Source organism: Roseateles aquatilis (assembly GCF_002205645.1).
Taxonomy (GTDB): domain Bacteria; phylum Pseudomonadota; class Gammaproteobacteria; order Burkholderiales; family Burkholderiaceae_C; genus Roseateles; species Roseateles aquatilis.
In genome coordinates this window covers 48,520-64,565 of record NZ_NIOF01000008.1, presented here as the reverse complement: position 1 = coordinate 64,565, position 16,046 = coordinate 48,520, and the positions used below count along the sequence as shown (strand labels likewise).

General features: G+C 70.8%; 10 protein-coding genes. 2 read left to right on the top strand and 8 right to left on the bottom strand.

The genetic code is table 11. The features are described 5' to 3' along the window. Positions 1-233: 233 nt before the first annotated feature. The 8 genes from CDN99_RS17680 to CDN99_RS17645 all read right to left on the bottom strand — a co-directional run bounded on the left by CDN99_RS17680 (position 234) and on the right by CDN99_RS17645 (position 13,469). Positions 234-1,349, bottom strand: a complete 1,116-nt coding sequence (locus CDN99_RS17680) for an alpha/beta hydrolase family protein (protein ID WP_088386206.1) — start codon at positions 1,347-1,349, stop codon at positions 234-236. A gap of 29 nt (positions 1,350-1,378) precedes the next feature. Beyond that, on the bottom strand, positions 1,379-2,359 hold the full coding sequence (locus tag CDN99_RS17675) for a GGDEF domain-containing protein (RefSeq protein ID WP_238139579.1): 981 nt from the start codon (positions 2,357-2,359) through the stop codon (positions 1,379-1,381). A 103-nt stretch (positions 2,360-2,462) separates the two neighbouring features. Continuing rightward, positions 2,463-9,359 (bottom strand): hybrid sensor histidine kinase/response regulator, encoded by a 6,897-nt coding sequence (locus CDN99_RS17670; protein WP_088386204.1) that lies wholly within the window; start codon positions 9,357-9,359, stop codon positions 2,463-2,465. Positions 9,360-9,423: 64 nt separating this feature from the next. Continuing rightward, on the bottom strand, positions 9,424-11,685 hold the full coding sequence (locus tag CDN99_RS17665) for a methyl-accepting chemotaxis protein (protein WP_088386203.1): 2,262 nt from the start codon (positions 11,683-11,685) through the stop codon (positions 9,424-9,426). Positions 11,686-11,752: 67 nt separating this feature from the next. Next, on the bottom strand, positions 11,753-12,271 hold the full coding sequence (locus CDN99_RS17660) for a chemotaxis protein CheW (protein WP_088386202.1): 519 nt from the start codon (positions 12,269-12,271) through the stop codon (positions 11,753-11,755). Between the two features lie 4 nt (positions 12,272-12,275). Then, a complete protein-coding gene (locus tag CDN99_RS17655; RefSeq protein ID WP_088386201.1) occupies positions 12,276-12,641 on the bottom strand; it encodes a response regulator in 366 nt (121 codons plus the stop codon). A gap of 116 nt (positions 12,642-12,757) precedes the next feature. Beyond that, the gene (locus CDN99_RS17650; protein ID WP_088386200.1) at positions 12,758-13,153 is read right to left on the bottom strand and encodes a response regulator; all 396 of its coding nucleotides are present in this window, start codon (positions 13,151-13,153) and stop codon (positions 12,758-12,760) included. Between the two features lie 124 nt (positions 13,154-13,277). Then, positions 13,278-13,469, bottom strand: coding sequence for a rubredoxin (locus CDN99_RS17645; protein ID WP_088386199.1), 192 nt, complete (start codon positions 13,467-13,469; stop codon positions 13,278-13,280). Positions 13,470-13,602: 133 nt separating this feature from the next. On the opposite strand from CDN99_RS17645, the gene thiD reads away from it, so the two are divergent. Further along, positions 13,603-14,577 (top strand): bifunctional hydroxymethylpyrimidine kinase/phosphomethylpyrimidine kinase, encoded by a 975-nt coding sequence (thiD, locus tag CDN99_RS17640; protein ID WP_238139578.1) that lies wholly within the window; start codon positions 13,603-13,605, stop codon positions 14,575-14,577. Positions 14,578-14,649: 72 nt separating this feature from the next. Further along, a complete protein-coding gene (hemL, locus tag CDN99_RS17635; RefSeq protein WP_088386198.1) occupies positions 14,650-15,936 on the top strand; it encodes a glutamate-1-semialdehyde 2,1-aminomutase in 1,287 nt (428 codons plus the stop codon). Positions 15,937-16,046: the final 110 nt, after the last annotated feature.

Below are 16,046 nucleotides of genomic sequence, written 5' to 3'. Positions count from 1 at the left end.
ACTTTCTCGCGGCGCGCCTCTGCGGACGCACTCGCATGGGGCTAACGCTAGAGGGGCTGGGCAGGAAAAGCAAGTCCCGACTCACGTGCCCGTGCCGACGGCGCCACGTCGTGCCTCGGCGCGCCCACCGCGCGGCGGCCTGGAAAGGCTCGCGTACGCAGTATCACGGGGTCAGTCCTTGAGTCCCGCGCGACCCCGCGGCGCCCACCTGGAGCAACGCCCGGACCCGGCGCTCAAGGCGCCTGCCAGCGCGCCAGCAGCATCCCGTGACGCGTCTGCCAGTCGCGCAGCGGCGCGTCCTGGCCGTCCAGCACCAGCCGAAGATACGCCAGGCTGAGCTCGCGCGTCGCGGCCTTGACCTTCGGATTGAGCGCCAGCCCGCCCGTGTTCATCCGGTCGGTGAAGATGCTGTGCGACCCGCCGTTGAACATCGCCAGCGCCTTGCGGGGCCCGCCGATGGCGTCGAAGAGCCGCACCCGGTCGGCGGCGCCGGAGTAGTAGCCGGGGATGGTGATCTCGTCATCGGTGGCGCTGATGTGCAGCGTCGGAATCGCGATGCCGGAGAGGATCGCGCCGGGATCGCCCTCGCCGTAGAACGGCGGTGCGGAGATCAGGATCGCCGCCTTGAAGCGCGGATCGGCCATCGCCGGCAGCGGCGTCGAGGCGCCCAGCAGGTGCGACGGCGCCGGCACCTTCGCCCCGGCCAGCAGCAGGCTGGTGTTGGCGCCGTAGGAATGGCCGGCGATGGCCATGCGGGCACGGTCCAGCCGCGGCCCAAGCGGCCCCGCCAGCAACTGGTCGAGCGCGAAACGCACGTCCTGCGTCCGGTCGATGGCCTCCTCCGGCTGCGCCGCGTGCTGCAGCCGCGTCACCAGGTTGAGGGAGTTGGTCACCGAGAACCCGCCGCTCCACAGCCGCCGGTCACTGCCGATGTGCTGCACGTGCAACGCCACGAAACCCTGTGACGCCCAATAGCTGCCGAGGTAGCTGTAGCCGCGGCGCGAGCCGCCCATGCCGTGCGAGAACACGATCACCGGCCAGCCGCCGGGCGGCGCCTCGGCCGTCGGCCAGTAGACGCGCACCGGCACCGCGCGATCACGGTGGGCGTCGACCCAGTCGAGGTCCTGCCACTGGTGGCTGCCGTCCTCGGCGGCCTGGATGCCGGGCAGTGCCGGCTGGTCGGGACCGGAGACCGGCGGCGGGCTGGCGCAACCGGCCAGCAGCATCGCGGTCGCGGCGGCCAGGCCGGCGACCAGCACCGAGATGCGCCGCTTCGTCCTCACCAGCGCCCTCGCGGGGTGGAGGAAGGTCGGGAGTCGCAGCGCCGACAGCGCGCGCAGCGGGGTCATGGGAACCTCGGAAGAAACTCAGACGAGCATCAGAAGAGCTCGACGTCGCTCAGTTGGCGGGCCTCGATCATGCTGCCCTGCGCGACCAGCGTCGCGTGGCTCTGCACCTGGTTCCGGCCCGCGCCCTTGGCGTGGTAGACCGCCTTGTCGGCACGCTCGAACGCGGCCGCCGGCGAGTCTCCGGCGCGGATCTGGGTGAAGCCGATGCTGACGGTGAGGCGGCCGACCTGCGGGAAGGCGTACTCCTCGGTGTTGAGGCGGAAGCGCTCGAACGCGTGGGCCGCGTCGGCCTCGTCCTCGCAGCGCATCAGCACGACGAATTCCTCGCCGCCGAAGCGATACAGCAGATCGTTGAAGCGGAAGCTGCTGCGCATCAACCGCGACAGCAGCAGCAGCACTTCGTCGCCGATCAGGTGGCCGAAGCGGTCGTTGATCGACTTGAAGTTGTCGATGTCGATCACGCCCAGCCAGTAGCGGGGATGCACGCCAACATGGCGGCGGTCCTGGCAGGCCAGCGTCTGCGCGCGCAGCGGCAGTTCGGACACGGCCTTGAGGAAGCTCTCGTCGAAGGTCTTGCGATTGAGCAGGCCGGTCAGCGTGTCGCGCTCGCTGTAGTCCAGCAGGCCCTGGAAGTTGTGATAGATCCGCAGCACGCTGGCCACCATGCGCTGCGCCTCGGCGTTGAGGCGGCGCGCGCTGTGGAGCTCCAGCACGCCGACGATCTCGCGCTCGGTCGCGAGCGGGAACGTCGTGATCCATTCGGACCCCTCGCGCTGTTGCAGCACGCTGCGCTGCGTCAGGCACTCGAGGCGGCGCGGGTGATCGGCCAGGCGCGGCAGCGTTTCCGGGTCCACCCACAACGAGTCGGCCGTCGCGACGGCGTCGGCGACGTTCAGGCGGGCGCGGGTCAACCAGCGTTGCTCTCCGGGCTCCCCGACGCAGCGGTAGATCGCCACCGCCACCGGGCCGCTGAGCAGGTCCCGCAGCGCCGTGACGAGCGTGACGTCCATGACATCGCGGTCTCGGAAACCAGTCAACTCGGCAAGATGATCGACGACCACGGACATGGTGTGTGCGCTGCGAGGCGTGTCTGGTTGGGCCGAAACCGGACGGCTAGGCCCTCACCGGGCGACCGGCGGAATGGTGCGCAGTGTATCGGGCGATCAGTCCGAGCAGGTGCTCTTCGTCATAGGGCTTGCCCAAATAATGGTCCACACCGAGCTGTTGTGCATAGTCGCGGTGCTTCTGGGCGATGCGCGACGTGATCATGATCACCGGCAGCACCGCCAGACGCGTGTCCGCGCGCAGGTTGCGCACCAGGTCGAAGCCGTCCATGCGCGGCATCTCGATGTCCGACAGCACGACCGTGGGCAGTTCGTCGCCGGCCAGCCGCTCCATCGCGTCCAGGCCGTCCTTGGCCAGCAGCACGCGGTAGCCCTCGCGTTCCAGCAGGCGCTGGGTGACGCGGCGCACGGTCAGCGAATCGTCCACCACCATCACCAGCGGCGCCAGCGGGGCGGCCGCCTCGACGACCACCTGCGCCGCCACCTCGGCCTCGTGCACGCGTTGCTGCGCGCCGTGACCGTAGCGGTTGGCCAGCGCCACCGGGTTGTAGATCAGCGCCACCTCGCCGGACGCCAGCAGACTGATGCCCGCCAGACCGGGGACCTGCATCAGCTGCGGGCCCAGGTTCTTGACGACGACTTCCTGGTTGCCCAGCACCTCGTCGACGTGCAGCGCCAGCCGCTGCTGCGCGCTGTGCACCAGCGCCACCGGCAGTGTCTTGCCCTGCCCGACGCCGCGATCGCTGTGGTGCATCAGGCCGCCCAGCCAGTAGAACGGCATGCGCTCGCCGGCGGCCGTCAGCGCGCCCTCGGCATAGGCCTTCTCGACCTGCGCGGCCGGCATGCGCTGCACCGACAGCATCAGGCTGGCCGGCACCGCGACCTTGCGGTCGCCGTAACGCAGCACGACGACCTGCGTCAGCGCCGTCGTCAGCGGCACACGCAGCTCGAAGCTGGCGCCCTGCCCCGGCGTGGACGCGGTCAGCACATAGCCGCCCAGCGTGTTCACCTCGGAGCGGACCACGTCCATGCCGACGCCGCGGCCGGCCATCTCGGTCAGGGCCTCGGCGGTCGAGAACCCCGGCTCGAAGATCAGGTCCATCAACTGCGCGTCGCTCAGGTCCTGGTCCGGCTGGATCAGGCCCTGGCTCTGGCCACGGGCGCGGATGCGCTCCAGGTTCAGACCGGCGCCGTCGTCGGCGAAGCGGACCTGGATCTCGTTGCCTTCCTGGTGCAGGCTCAGCACGATGCGTCCCGCCGCCGCCTTGCCGGCGTCCTGGCGCTGCTGCGGCGGCTCGATGCCGTGCACGACGCTGTTGCGCAGCAGGTGCTCGAAGGCGCCGGTCAGGCGCTCCAGCACCGCGCGGTCCAGTTCGACGCCGCCACCGCGGATTTCCAGTTGCGCCTGCTTGCCGCTCTCGCGGGCGGCCTGCCGCACGACGCGGTGCAGGCGCTCGCCCAGGCTGCTGTCGAATTCCACCATCCGCGTGCGCAGCAGGTCGTCCTGCAGCTCGCGGGTCAGGCGCGATTGCGCCGCCAGTTCGTCTTCGCCGGCCGCGACGTTGCGCTGCAGGCCGCGCTGCACCGTCGCCACGTCGTTGACCGACTCCGCCAGCATGCGGGTCAGCTCCTGGAAGCGGGTGTAGCGGTCGAACTCGAGCGGATCGAAGTCCTTGCCGGTGGCCTGCGCCGCTTCCTGGCGCGTGGCGATGCGGGCCTCGGCCTGCAGCTCCAGCTCGCGCAGTTGGGTACGCAGACGCTCCAGGTTGTCGTCGAGGTCGCCGAGCGAGGTGCGCATCTGGCCCAGCTCGGACTCGAGGCGGGCGCGCCGGATGCTGACCTCGCCGGACAACGCGGCCATGCGTTCCAGCACCACGCCGCGGACACGGACCTGCGCGGCCGGCGCGACCGGCGCGCTTTCGAGCGGCTGGCCGAGATCGGCGATTTCGCTGAAGTGGGCCCAGTCGATCTCGATGTCGCGCGGCGGGGCCGCGGCGACGATCGGCGCGGGCTCGGCCGCGGGCGCTGGCTCGACGGCGGATGGGGCGACGGTGTCGACGGCATGGCCGGCATCAGGCGACTCGACGGCCTCGACCAGCGGCGCCGCCACGGCATCGGAGCCCTCGGCCGGTGCCTCGATCGTTTCGACGGCCGCGGTCGCGGGGATGGGAGCCGGCAGGTCCACAGCCGGCATCACCGGCGCGGCCGGCGCCATCGGCGCGGGCACCACCGGCGCCGGGTCGCGCCAGGTGCGTTGGAGCGTGGTGAAGCTGTGCTCCAGCGCGTCACCGGCGTCCTGCAGCGCGAGCAGTTGCTCGTGGCGCGGCTCGCCGTCGGACACCAGGCGCTCGATCTGCGATTCCAGCTGGTGGGCCAGCTCGCCCAGGCGCATCGCACCGGCCAGGCGGGCACCGCCCTTGAAGGTGTGCAGCACCCGCATGCAGGCGGCGGCACGGCCGGCGTTGGCCGGTTGGGCGGCCCACTCGCGCAGCGCGCCGTGCAGCTCGCCGAGCAGGTCTTCGGCCTCTTCCTCGAAGATCGGCATCAACTCCGGCTCGATCTGGTCGGGCAGGTTGAAGTCGAAATCGTCGTCGGCGGCCATGGCCGCGTCGTGGAAGGCTTCCTGCGGCGTCGCCGGCACGTGCGGCGTCACCGCGGACACCGACGCATTCGCCAGGCTGGCGGGCAGCGCGGCGGTGGAGACCTCCTCCAGCGACATGGCCAGCAGGCCCTCGTCGCTGTCGGCATGGCCGTCGGGCAGCAGCGCGCCGGGCTCGAAGCCCTGCAGCTCGGCCAGCAGCGCGGGCTCGGCTTCCTTCAGGAAACCGGCGGCGAATTGATGCAGCAGGCGGCGGATCTCGTCGGAGGCACGTGGGAACAGCGTCGGATCACCGACCTCGTGCCCCTGCGCGCGCCCCAGCGCGTGCTCCAGGCAGCGGGCCAGCGTCGACAGGTCGTCGAATCCAACCGTCGCGGCGCTGCCGGCCAGACCGTGCGCCAGCGCTTCCGCGTCCTGCGGCAGCGGGGCCTGCGGCAACAGCGACCATTCGCTCAGCTCGACCTGCAGGCGGCGCGAGCGCTCGTCGGCCTCGTTCAGGAAGATGTTGAACAGCGCGATGCTGATGCGCAGCGGGCCGATGACCTTGACGCCCTCGTCGCTCTCCTCGACGACCTCGTCCTGCGGCAACGGCGACGACACCGCGGTGCCGCCGACCAGGCTCAGCGCCGGGGCGTGCGGGACCTCGTGGGCCGCCTCTTCATGAACCGCCTGCGCATGGGCGGGCGCGGACGGCAGGTCGAGATCGGGCAGGTCCAGATCGGACAGGCTGCGCGGCGCCAGACCCTCCGGCGGCGTACCGAAGTCCGGATCGATCGGCGCCTCGGCGTCGCCGCCTTCCGGCGCGGCCTCGGCGGCCGGCGCGGCGGCCACGAGCTCCTGCGCCAGGTCCAGCGTCAGCGCGACGTCGTCCGCGGCCGGCGCTTCGATCGCGGGCGCCGCGGCGGTATTCAGGTTGGACAGGTCGGACAGATCCAGCAGGTCGAGCGCGGGTTCGTCGGCGACGGCCGGTTCGTCCGGCAGGTCCTCCAGCGGCATCGGCGACGTGGCCTCGATCTCCAGCAGCGGCGCGTCCGTCGGCCATCCGGCCGGCAGGTCCAGCGTCTGGGTCGGCTCCAGGGCGAGCGTCGGCTCGTCATGGAAGACCGGCGGCTCGATCGCGGCGTGCGCCTCGTCCGACGCGACGGGGGTGAGCGGGTCGATCAGCTCGGACACGTCGACGACCTCGCCCACCGTGGGCAGCGCCATCGTGGCGTCCAGCGTCGGCGGCTCGGCGGTGATCGCCGGCAGGTCGAGCGCGGACAGGTCTTCCACATCGACGACATCGATGATCTCGGCGACGTCCCGGGTCGGCGCGCGCAGCGAGGCGATGTCGACGGCGCTGTCCAGCTCGGGCAGCGCCTGCGTCAGCTCCGGCAGCTCGGCGGGGAAGTCCAGCGACAGATCGGCCGCTTCCGCGGTGGCTGCGGCGGCAGGCTCGCGCAGCCCGTCGACCGCGGTGACGATGTTCAGGTCGGCCACCGGCAGCGGCGGCACGTCCAGGCCCGGCAGTTCCAGCGCGGGCAGATCGAGCAGCGGCAGGTCTTCGAGCGAGCCGACCGGCGGCATCGCGTCCAGCGTGGCCAGCAGGTCGAGCGCGGCCTGCTCGTCGGCGGTCGGCGCGGACGCCGTCACCGGCGCGGCGGGCGCGGTCGACGTGTCCAGGCTCAGATCCAGATCCGGCAGCGCGAACTCGTGCACGTCGTGGAGTTCCGGCACGGCCGGCAGGTCGACGACCTCGATCACATCGGGCGACGCGATCGATTCGATCGCGTGAGGCAACGGCTCGACGGCGGCCTCGACGCTCGCCGCGACACCGGCCGTGGCACCGGCTGCAACGGTCGCCAGCGGCGCGGCCGACACTTGCAGCGGCTGATAGCGGTTGTCCAGGCGCAGCGCGTCGGCGGCGGCGCGGAACGGCGCGCTGTGATAGCCGTGCGGGCGGCCTTCGCCGATCGCGGCGGCCCAGGCCTGGAACGCGTCCAGCGCCTCGTTGCTGAAGCGCAGCAGGTCGGCGTCGGCCTGCGGGTGCTCGGACAGGCGCTGGTTGAAAAGTTGTTCGCAAGCCCAGCCGGCTTCGCCGAACTCGTTCAGGCCGACCATGCGCGAGCTGCCCTTCAGCGTGTGGAAGGCGCGGCGGACGGTGGTGAGCTGTTCCTTGTCGCTGCCGTTGCGGGCCAGCGCGTTCAGTGCCTCGCGGGCGGTCGCGGCGACCTCGGCGGCCTCTTCCAGGAAGATGCCCAGCATCTCCTCGTCGATGGCTTCCTCGGCTTGCGGAATGGGGGCGCTGGGCGCTTGCGCGGGCGGCGCGACGGGCGCGGCGGCTTCGATGAATTGCTGCAGCGACTCGGCGGCATGGCTGCCGATCGCGGCATCGCCGCCGGCCGACAGCAGTTGCTGCTGCGCCTGCTGCGCGGCCTGCGCCAGGCCGAGATCGTCGGCGGCGCGGGCTTCGTGGGAGATGCGTTCCAGATCGCGGGCCAGGTCCTCGGTGGGACGCTCACCCTGCGCGACGGCCTGCGCCGTCGCCTGCAACTGGTCGATCAGTTGCGGCTGCGTGGCGGCCTCGGCCGCCGCCAGCTCGTGGGCGTGGGCGCGCTGCTCGCTTTCGCGGCCGACCAGCGATTGCAGCAGGCCCGACTCCTCGTCGTAGCGGAACATGCGCTTGGCCAGTTGCGGCTGGACGCTGAGCATGTCGATCAGGAACCCGAGCGCGCCCAGGTTGTTGGCCAGGCGGTCGAACTGGGCACGCGGCCCGGACAGCGTCGGATCGACCTCGGTGTTGGCCAGTTCGTCGACCTGGTCGCGCATGCGCAGCGTCGCCTGCGCCGCCTGCGACAGGCCCAGCACGGTGAACACGCCGCGCATCGTCTGCAGTTGCCCCGGCACCGGGATCAGCAGGTCGCGCTTGGCGGGGTCGCGGAAGTACTCGTCGCACTGGCGCTCGATCTCGGACAGGCTGGCACGCAGCTCGTGCACGACGGAGCCCAGCGTCTGCCGGTCCGCCACGCGGCGGTAGAGCTCCTCCATCCAGCTTTCCAGCGGCAGCGGCGCCTCGCCGTGGCCGACGGACTCGATGCGGCGGGCCAGGCCCTTGACGCGCTCGCCCTGCTCCGGCTGGTCGAAGGCCTCGTCTTCGAGCGCCGCCTCCAGGTACAGCATGCAGGTGGCGATCTCCATCGCCAGCGCGGGTTCGGGCGCGCGGCCCGAGCGCAGCGTCGCCACGACGGCGCGGCGCAGCGTGTCGCCCAGCACCTCGCCGCTGGGGAACAGCCGCTGCAGCGATTCGGAGACCTGCGCGAACTGCTCGTCCAGGCCGCCCAGGCGGTGGGTCTCGCCTTCGGCGGCGGAAGCCCAGGATTCCTTGGCCGCGACGACGCGGCGCTTGGCGGCGACCACCCAGTTCGGGTCGATGCGGCCGAGCGTGTCGTCGCGATAGTCGACCGCATCGGCATCCACGAGACCGTAGACGCGTTGCACCGCCTCCAGCCGCGGCGCGTTGCCGGGGGCCGGCTGCTTCGCGGAGGCGGCGAAGAACAGCAGGTCCTTCGCCAGGCGTTCCGACGGCGCGGCATCGCTGCCGGCGCGCAGTTGCGCCAGCAGGCGCGAGCCGAGCCGCTTCACCAGCGTGTCCACCGGCAGCAGGCCGCGCGACTGGGCCTCGAACTGACCCGCGGCCAGCAGCCAGAGCGTGCGCGCGTTGGCCTGGGTCTGCGTCAGCGCCAGGCCGGCGCACAGGTCGCTCAGCAACTGGCCCTGGCCGGGCGCCGGGGCGCGCATCTGCTTGAGCAACAGCGCCTCGAACGGGGCCCGCATCTGCTCGGGCGCCAGCGCCCGCACGCCGTGGTCGAGCGGCAGCTCGCGCCAGCGGAATTCCTCGGTCCACAGGTCGGCCGGATGGATGCGGCCGGCACCGTTGAGTTCCTGCAGCGCCTGGTAGGCGGGGAACAGCGCCAGCGAGCTCGGCTCGCCGCCGGCCAGCGTCTTGGCGATGAAGGCCAGCACGGCGAAGTCCGCGCGCTCGACCGCCTCGACCTCGGCCACCGTTACCCCGGCGGGGTTCTCCGCGAGCCGGAACAGCGTCGCCTCGGCGGCGCGCAGCAACTGGGCCGCCGCCGGCAGGCTGACCACCGACAGCACGCCGGCCGCCTGATGCATCTGCTGCGCGGCGCCTTGCAGCGCCGGGCTGGGCTGGCCGTCGCCGCCCAGGGTGGAAGCCCGCGCATCGGCATCGCGCAGCACGCGGCGAAGGGCCTTGTGCACCGATTCCAGCGTGCGGCGCAGTTCCTCCTGGACCCAGGCCAGCGGGCTCAGGTCGGCGGGGAACTCGGATTCGCGCGTAAGGTCCATGCTCGCTCTTTGTTGTCGCTCTTGTGTCGTCGCTGGTGGTCGTCGCCCCCCGGCCGGGCCGGGATCAGGAGACCTTGAACCGGGCCACCGACTGCTTCAGCGCGTCGGCGGACCGCGACAGCTCATGCACCATCTGCGCCGTCGAGCGCGTGCCCTCGGAGGTCTGCTCGGTCACCGCGAAGATGTGCTGGATGTTGGCGCCGACCTCGTTGGCGGCGCGCGCTTCGTTCTGCGCGACCGACGAGATCTCGCCGATCAGGTCGTCCAGGCGGCGGGACACCGAGTCGATGTCCTCCAGCGCGCGGCCGGCCGCGTCGGACAGCTTCGTGCCCTCGACCACGCCCAGCGTGGAGCGCTCCATGGCGGCCACCGCGTCGTGCGTGTCGGTCTGAATGGTCTTGACCAGCGCCGCGATCCGGCGCGTCGCGTCGGCGGAGCGTTCCGCCAGGCGCTGCACTTCTTCCGCCACCACCGAGAAGCCGCGACCCGCTTCACCGGCGGACGCCGCCTGGATGGCCGCGTTCAGCGCCAGCACGTTGGTCTGCTCGGTAATGTCGGAGATCAGCTCGGTGATCTCGCCGATTTCCTGCGAGGACTCGCCCAGGCGCTTGATGCGCTTGGACGTCTCCTGGATGTGGTCGCGGATCTGGTTCATGCCGCCGATCGTGTTCTGCATCGCCTCCAGGCCCTGCTCGGCGGCCTGCCGCGACTGGCGGGCCACGTCGGCGGTCTGCTGTGCCTGCGCGGACACGTCGTTGATCCGGTGCGCCATCTGCAGCACGGCCTCGCCGGTGGCGCGGATCTCGTGCAGCTGTTCGGTCGAGGCGGCCAGCAGCTCGGTCGACGTCTGGTCGACCTGCGCCGTCGTGTCGGTCACCCGCACCGCCGTCGTCTGCACCTGGTGCACCAGCGTGCGCAGCTCTTCCACGGTGTAGTTCACCGAGTCGGCGATCGCGCCGGTGATGTCCTCCGTCACCGTCGCCTGGTGCGTCAGGTCGCCTTCCGCGACCGTCTGCAGCTCGTTCATCAGACGCAGAATCGCGGCCTGGTTGGCATCGTTGACGCGCTTGGCTTCCTGCTCCTGCGCCTCGGCCTCGCGACGCTGCGCTTCCGCCAGTTGGGCGCGGCGGCCCTGGTCGGCGACGTACAGGCGCAGGAAACCGACCGAGCCGATCACCAGCAGCGCCAGCGACGCGATCATGCCGATCAGCAGCAGCGGGTTCAGGCCGCCGGCCGATTCCAGGCCCAGCGACAGCTCGTCCAGATCCTTGCGCAGCACCTCGCTGTCGTTCAGGATCGCGGTCTGCGCCTCGCGGGCGGACACCAGGCCCTGCAGGTTGGACAGGATCGCGGTGGCCTGCGTGCGGGTCTGGTCATACTGGGTCAGCAGCACCTTCAGGCGCTCGCGCACCTGCGGGTCCTTCGCACCGGCCAGGCGCAGTTCCGGGTTGCCGTTCAGCAGCGCCTGGGCGATCTCGCGGAACGCGTTCAGGTCCTTGCCCAGCAGGAAGACGGCCTCGGGGCTCACGCCGTCCTGCGTCAGGAATTCGTTGGCGGACTTGCCGATGCGCTGGGTCAGCATCACCAGCTGGCCGACCGCGGCGACCTCGCCGGTCGGGGCCGAGCTCTGCAGCGACAGCGAGGCCACCGCCTCGGCGCTCTCCAGCAGGTCGGACGACTGCCGGTTGATGGCGCGCAGCGCGGTGCCGACCTGCGTCAGCACCTTTTCCTGCGCCAGCATGACCTTGGTGTTCTTGTCGGCGCGCGCCACCATCGGCGCGATCTGCTCCAGGATGCCGTCGACCGAGCCCGGCGCCTTCGCCAGATCGCCGCCGCCATCGCGCAGCGAGCCGATGACGCCGGTCAGCACGTCGGACGCTTCCTTCATTTCCGGGAACGCGTTCTTGTTGCCCAGCAGCGCGGTCGAGACCGCCTTGGCCAGACGCTGAGACTGCATCGCCGCCTGACCCGCGCCGCGCACCTGCGCCGCGGAGCGGTTGCCGCCGATCAGCGACATCGTCACCGTCAGCGTCGTGCCGACCAGGCCGGCCGCCACCAGCCAGGTCAGCAGGCCGGTGCGGCGGGTCTCGGGGGCCTTCACCGCAGGCATCGGCGTCGGCGCCTCGGGCGCGACGGCCGACGGCTGGTATCCGGCGGAGGTGTCCTGGAACTCCGGCGTGGGCTGCGCCGTGGTGATGATCGAGGGCTGGAAGTCCTGCGTGTCTTCCGATGCCGGCCCCGATTGCTCGGTGCTGGGACCGGTGTCGACGTCGACGCCCGCGGTCTCGTTCTTGCCCTTGTTCTTGATCTTGTCCAGGAAGCTCATCTCACCCTCGTTTGGTCGTTTCGTCGTTTCGTCGATGCGGGCCTGCGACGGGACCGCCGCCTGGCGCTCAGTTCAGAACGATGCGCAGGAACTGCGGATGCTGCGTCAGCGCCTCCAGGTCCAGCACCTGCCAGCGCCGGCCGGACTCGTCGCGCATGCGCCGGGGCGCGAAATCGGGATGGCCGGGCGCGTCCGGCTCGACATGCAATTGCTCGTCGCCGCGCAGCCCCAGCAACTGGTCCACCAGCAGCGCGCAGTTGACGCCCAGCTCGGGACTGACCGACACCAGCCGATGGGCCGGCGTCAGGCTGCTCGGGCCGCGCAGGCCCAGGAAGGCCGACAGGTCCACCACCGTGTGCAAGCCGCCGCGCAAGTTGGCCACGCCCAGCATCCAGGGTTGCGTGTACGGGACGGCCTGCAACGGCACGGGCGTGAAGATTTCCCCGGATTGCTTGAGCGGCAGCAGCAGGCCGAGGCCGGCACATTCGACGGCCAGCCAGCTCGCGGCCAGCGGCGCCTCGCGCGCCGCCTGCATGCGCTGCGCCAGCCGTTGTTGAAGTTCGCGCAGCGCTTGCTTGTTGGCCATGGTGTCAGCCCAGCGCCTTGATCTTGGCCAGCAGCTCTTCGGCCTTGACCGGCTTGACGACGTAGTCGCGCGCGCCCTGGCGCATGCCCCAGACCTTGTCGGTCTCCTGGTTCTTGCTGGTGCACATGATCACCGGCACGTCGGCGTAGCGCTCGTCGCGGGTGATGGCGCGGGTCAGCTGGAAGCCGTTCTGGCCGGGCATCACCACGTCCATCAGGATCAGGTCGGGCTTTTCCTCGGCCAGGCGCTTCATCGCTTCCTCGCCGTTCTCGGCGGTGCGCACGGAAAAGCCGCGCTTGCTCAGCAGGTCGCTGAGGTGATGCAGCTCGGTCTTCGAATCGTCGACCAGCAGGATCTTTTGGATGGACATGAGAACTCCGTGTGGCGGGCTCGCGGCGGCCTGGTCGTCGGTGGGCGTCGATGAGGCGTCGGTCGGTAGGGATCGGGTCGGCGCGGATCTCCGGGTGGGCGACGTGCCGCGGGCGGTCAGGCCTCGCGGCGGTGCTGTCGCACGGCCTGGAGCAACTGGTCTTTCGTGAACGGCTTGGTCAGGTAGTCCTGCGAGCCCACCATGCGTCCGCGGGCCTTGTCGAACAGGCCGTCCTTGGACGACAGCATGATCACCGGCACCGACGAGAACTGCGGGTTGCGCTTGATGATGGCGCAGGTCTGGTAGCCGTCCAGGCGCGGCATCAGGATGTCGCAGAAGACCAGGTCCGGCTGGTAGTCGCTCAGCTTGGCCAGCGCGTCGAAACCGTCCTCGGCCAGCACGACCTCGTGGCCGCCCTGCTTCAGGAAGATCTCGGCGCTGCGGCGGATCGTGTTGCTGTCGTCGATGACCAGCACCTTGGTCGCCGTGCGGGGGCTCGCGCTGGATTCCAAGCTGTTCTCCGTATTGTTCAGACGTTGGTTGTCAGAGAAATTTCAAGCTCGCGACAGAAACGTCGCCGCAAGGCCGCGGTGATGATCGAAGACAGCGATCCCGGGCGATGCGGCGATGAAGGGGTCAGATCTGGACCATTTCGAAGTCCTCCTTGCGGGCGCCGCATTCGGGACAGGTCCAGTTCATGTCGACATCTTCCCAACGCGTGCCCGGAGCGATGGCGTGGTCGGGGTCGCCCGCGGCCTCGTCATAAATCCAGCCACAGATCAGGCACATCCAGGTCCTTGCTTCGCTCACGATGGGTTGACTTTGCATCACTACAATGATCGAAAGATTGTAGCCATGCCCCCCGGACACCCCAGGGGGCAGAAGTACCGATGAAACAACAGTCATCCGCGGTGCTTCTTCACGTTATGCGCATCAGTTCACGGCTTCGCGCCGCCCCTCCATGAGCCGTCAAGACCCCCATCTCCAGGATCCCCAGGACGCAGCGCCGGCCGACGATCAGGAATCGCCGCCGCCCGCCTGCGTCATGAGCTTCAATGCCTCCGATCCCAGCGGCGCCGGCGGCAGCGCCGGCGACGTGGCGACGATCGCGGCCATGGGCGCGCACGCGCTGCCCGTGGTGACGGCCATCGTCATGCGCGACACGGCCGAGGTCTTCGATCACCACACGCTGGACGGGGACTGCATCGTCGAGCAGGCCCGCTCCATCCTCGAGGACGTCCCGGTGGCCGCGTGGAAGGTCGGCTTCCTGGGCAGCGCCGAGGGCATCTCGTCGGTGGCGGAGGTACTGTCCGACTATCCCGACGTGCCGCTGGTGGCCTACCTGCCGAGCATCTCCTGGCTCGACGAGGAGCAGCAGCAGAGCTACCTGGACGCGTTCCGCGAGCTGGTGCTGCCGCAGACGCTGGTGCTGGTGGGCAACCACAAGACATTGAGCGACTGCCTGCTGCCCGACTGGGACGCCGACCGCCCCGCCTCGCCGCGCGAGCTGGCGGTGGCCGCGAACCAGCATGGCGCCGCGCATGTGCTGGTGACCGGCATCGGCTTGCCCAACCAGTTCATCGACAACGTGCTGGCCGGCCCGCAGGGCGCCATCACGGGCGAGAAGTTCGAGCGCTTCGAGGCCAGCTTCGTCGGCGCCGGCGACACGCTGTCGGCCGCGCTGGCGGCACTGCTGTCGGTCGGCTCGGAGCCGCACGACGCGGTCGGCGAGGCGCTCGCCTTCCTCGACCAGTCGCTGGAGGCGGGCTTCCGCCCGGGCATGGGCAACGTCGTGCCGGACCGCTTCTTCTGGGCGCTGCCGCCCGGCGAGGAGGGGGAGGAAGGCGCGGAAGGCACCGGCGCGGCACCGGCAGCCGCGACCGACGAGCTGACGATGGACGAGCCGCCCAGCCGCGGCCCGCGCCGCATTCATTGAGCCGCGCCGCGCGCGCCCCCTTGCCGCCCTGTTGCCTTGCAGTTTTCGCAGTTCCCCCGGATTCCCGACCCCATGAGCCAGAACGAGACCCTGTTCGCCCGCGCCCAGCGCGTCATCCCCGGCGGCGTGAATTCGCCGGTGCGCGCCTTTCGCGCGGTGGGCGGCACGCCGCGCTTCATCACGCGCGGTGAAGGCGCCCACATCGTCGACGCCGACGGCAAGCGCTACATCGACTACATCGGCTCCTGGGGCCCGATGATCCTGGGCCACGGCCACCCGGCGGTGCTGGAGGCGGTGCAGAAGGCGGCGCTGGACGGCTTCTCCTTCGGCGCCCCGACCGAGCGCGAGGTCGAGCTGGCCGAGGAGATCCTCGGCCTGGTCCCGAGCTGCGAGCAGATCCGCCTGGTCAGCTCCGGCACCGAGGCGACGATGAGCGCCATCCGCCTGGCCCGCGGCGCGACGCAGCGCAGCAAGTTCATCAAGTTCGAGGGCTGCTATCACGGCCACACCGACGCGCTGCTGGTGAAGGCGGGCTCCGGCCTGGCGACCTTCGGCCACCCGACCAGCGCCGGCGTGCCGGAAGCGACGGCGCAGCACACCATCGTGCTCGAGTACAACAACGTCGCCCAGCTGGACGAGGCCTTCGCGCTGCACGGCCCGGAGCTGGCGTGCGTGATCGTCGAGCCGATCGCCGGCAACATGAACTTCGTGCGCGCCAGCGTGCCGTTCATGACCCGCCTGCGCGAGCTGTGCCGCCGCCACGGCGCGCTGCTGGTGCTGGACGAGGTGATGACCGGCTTCCGCGTCGGCCTGCGCAGCGCGCAGGGGCTGTACGCGGACCTGATCCCGGGTTTCGTGCCGGACATCAGCGTCTTCGGCAAGGTCATCGGCGGCGGCATGCCGCTGGCCGCCTTCGGCGCCAGCCGCGAGATCATGCGCCACCTGGCCCCGCTGGGCGGCGTCTACCAGGCCGGCACGCTGTCGGGCAATCCGGTGGCGACCGCCTGCGGCCTGGCCACGCTGCGCGAGATCCGCAAGCCCGGCTTCTTCGACGCACTGTCGGCGAAGACGCGCCGGCTGGTCGACGGCCTGAAACGCGTTGCGGACGAGAACGGCGTGCCGTTCAGCGTCGACAGCGAAGGCGGCATGTTCGGCTTCTTCCTGATGTCCGAGCTGCCGCAGAACTACACGACCGTGATGACCACGGACAAGGAGCGCTTCAACCGCTTCTTCCACGCGATGCTGGACGCCGGCGTGTATCTGGCGCCGGCGCTGTACGAGGCCGGCTTCGTGTCCGCCGCGCACACCGACGCCGACATCGACGCCACCCTCGAAGCGGCCCGCCAGGCGCTGCGCTGATCGGTCCGGGCGCCCACCGTTTGCAACGATGCAGCCCTCGCCGCCACGGCCGGACCGGCGCCGAACCAGCGCCGGGCATGTGGCCTGCCACGCACGAGGACCGAGCGGCC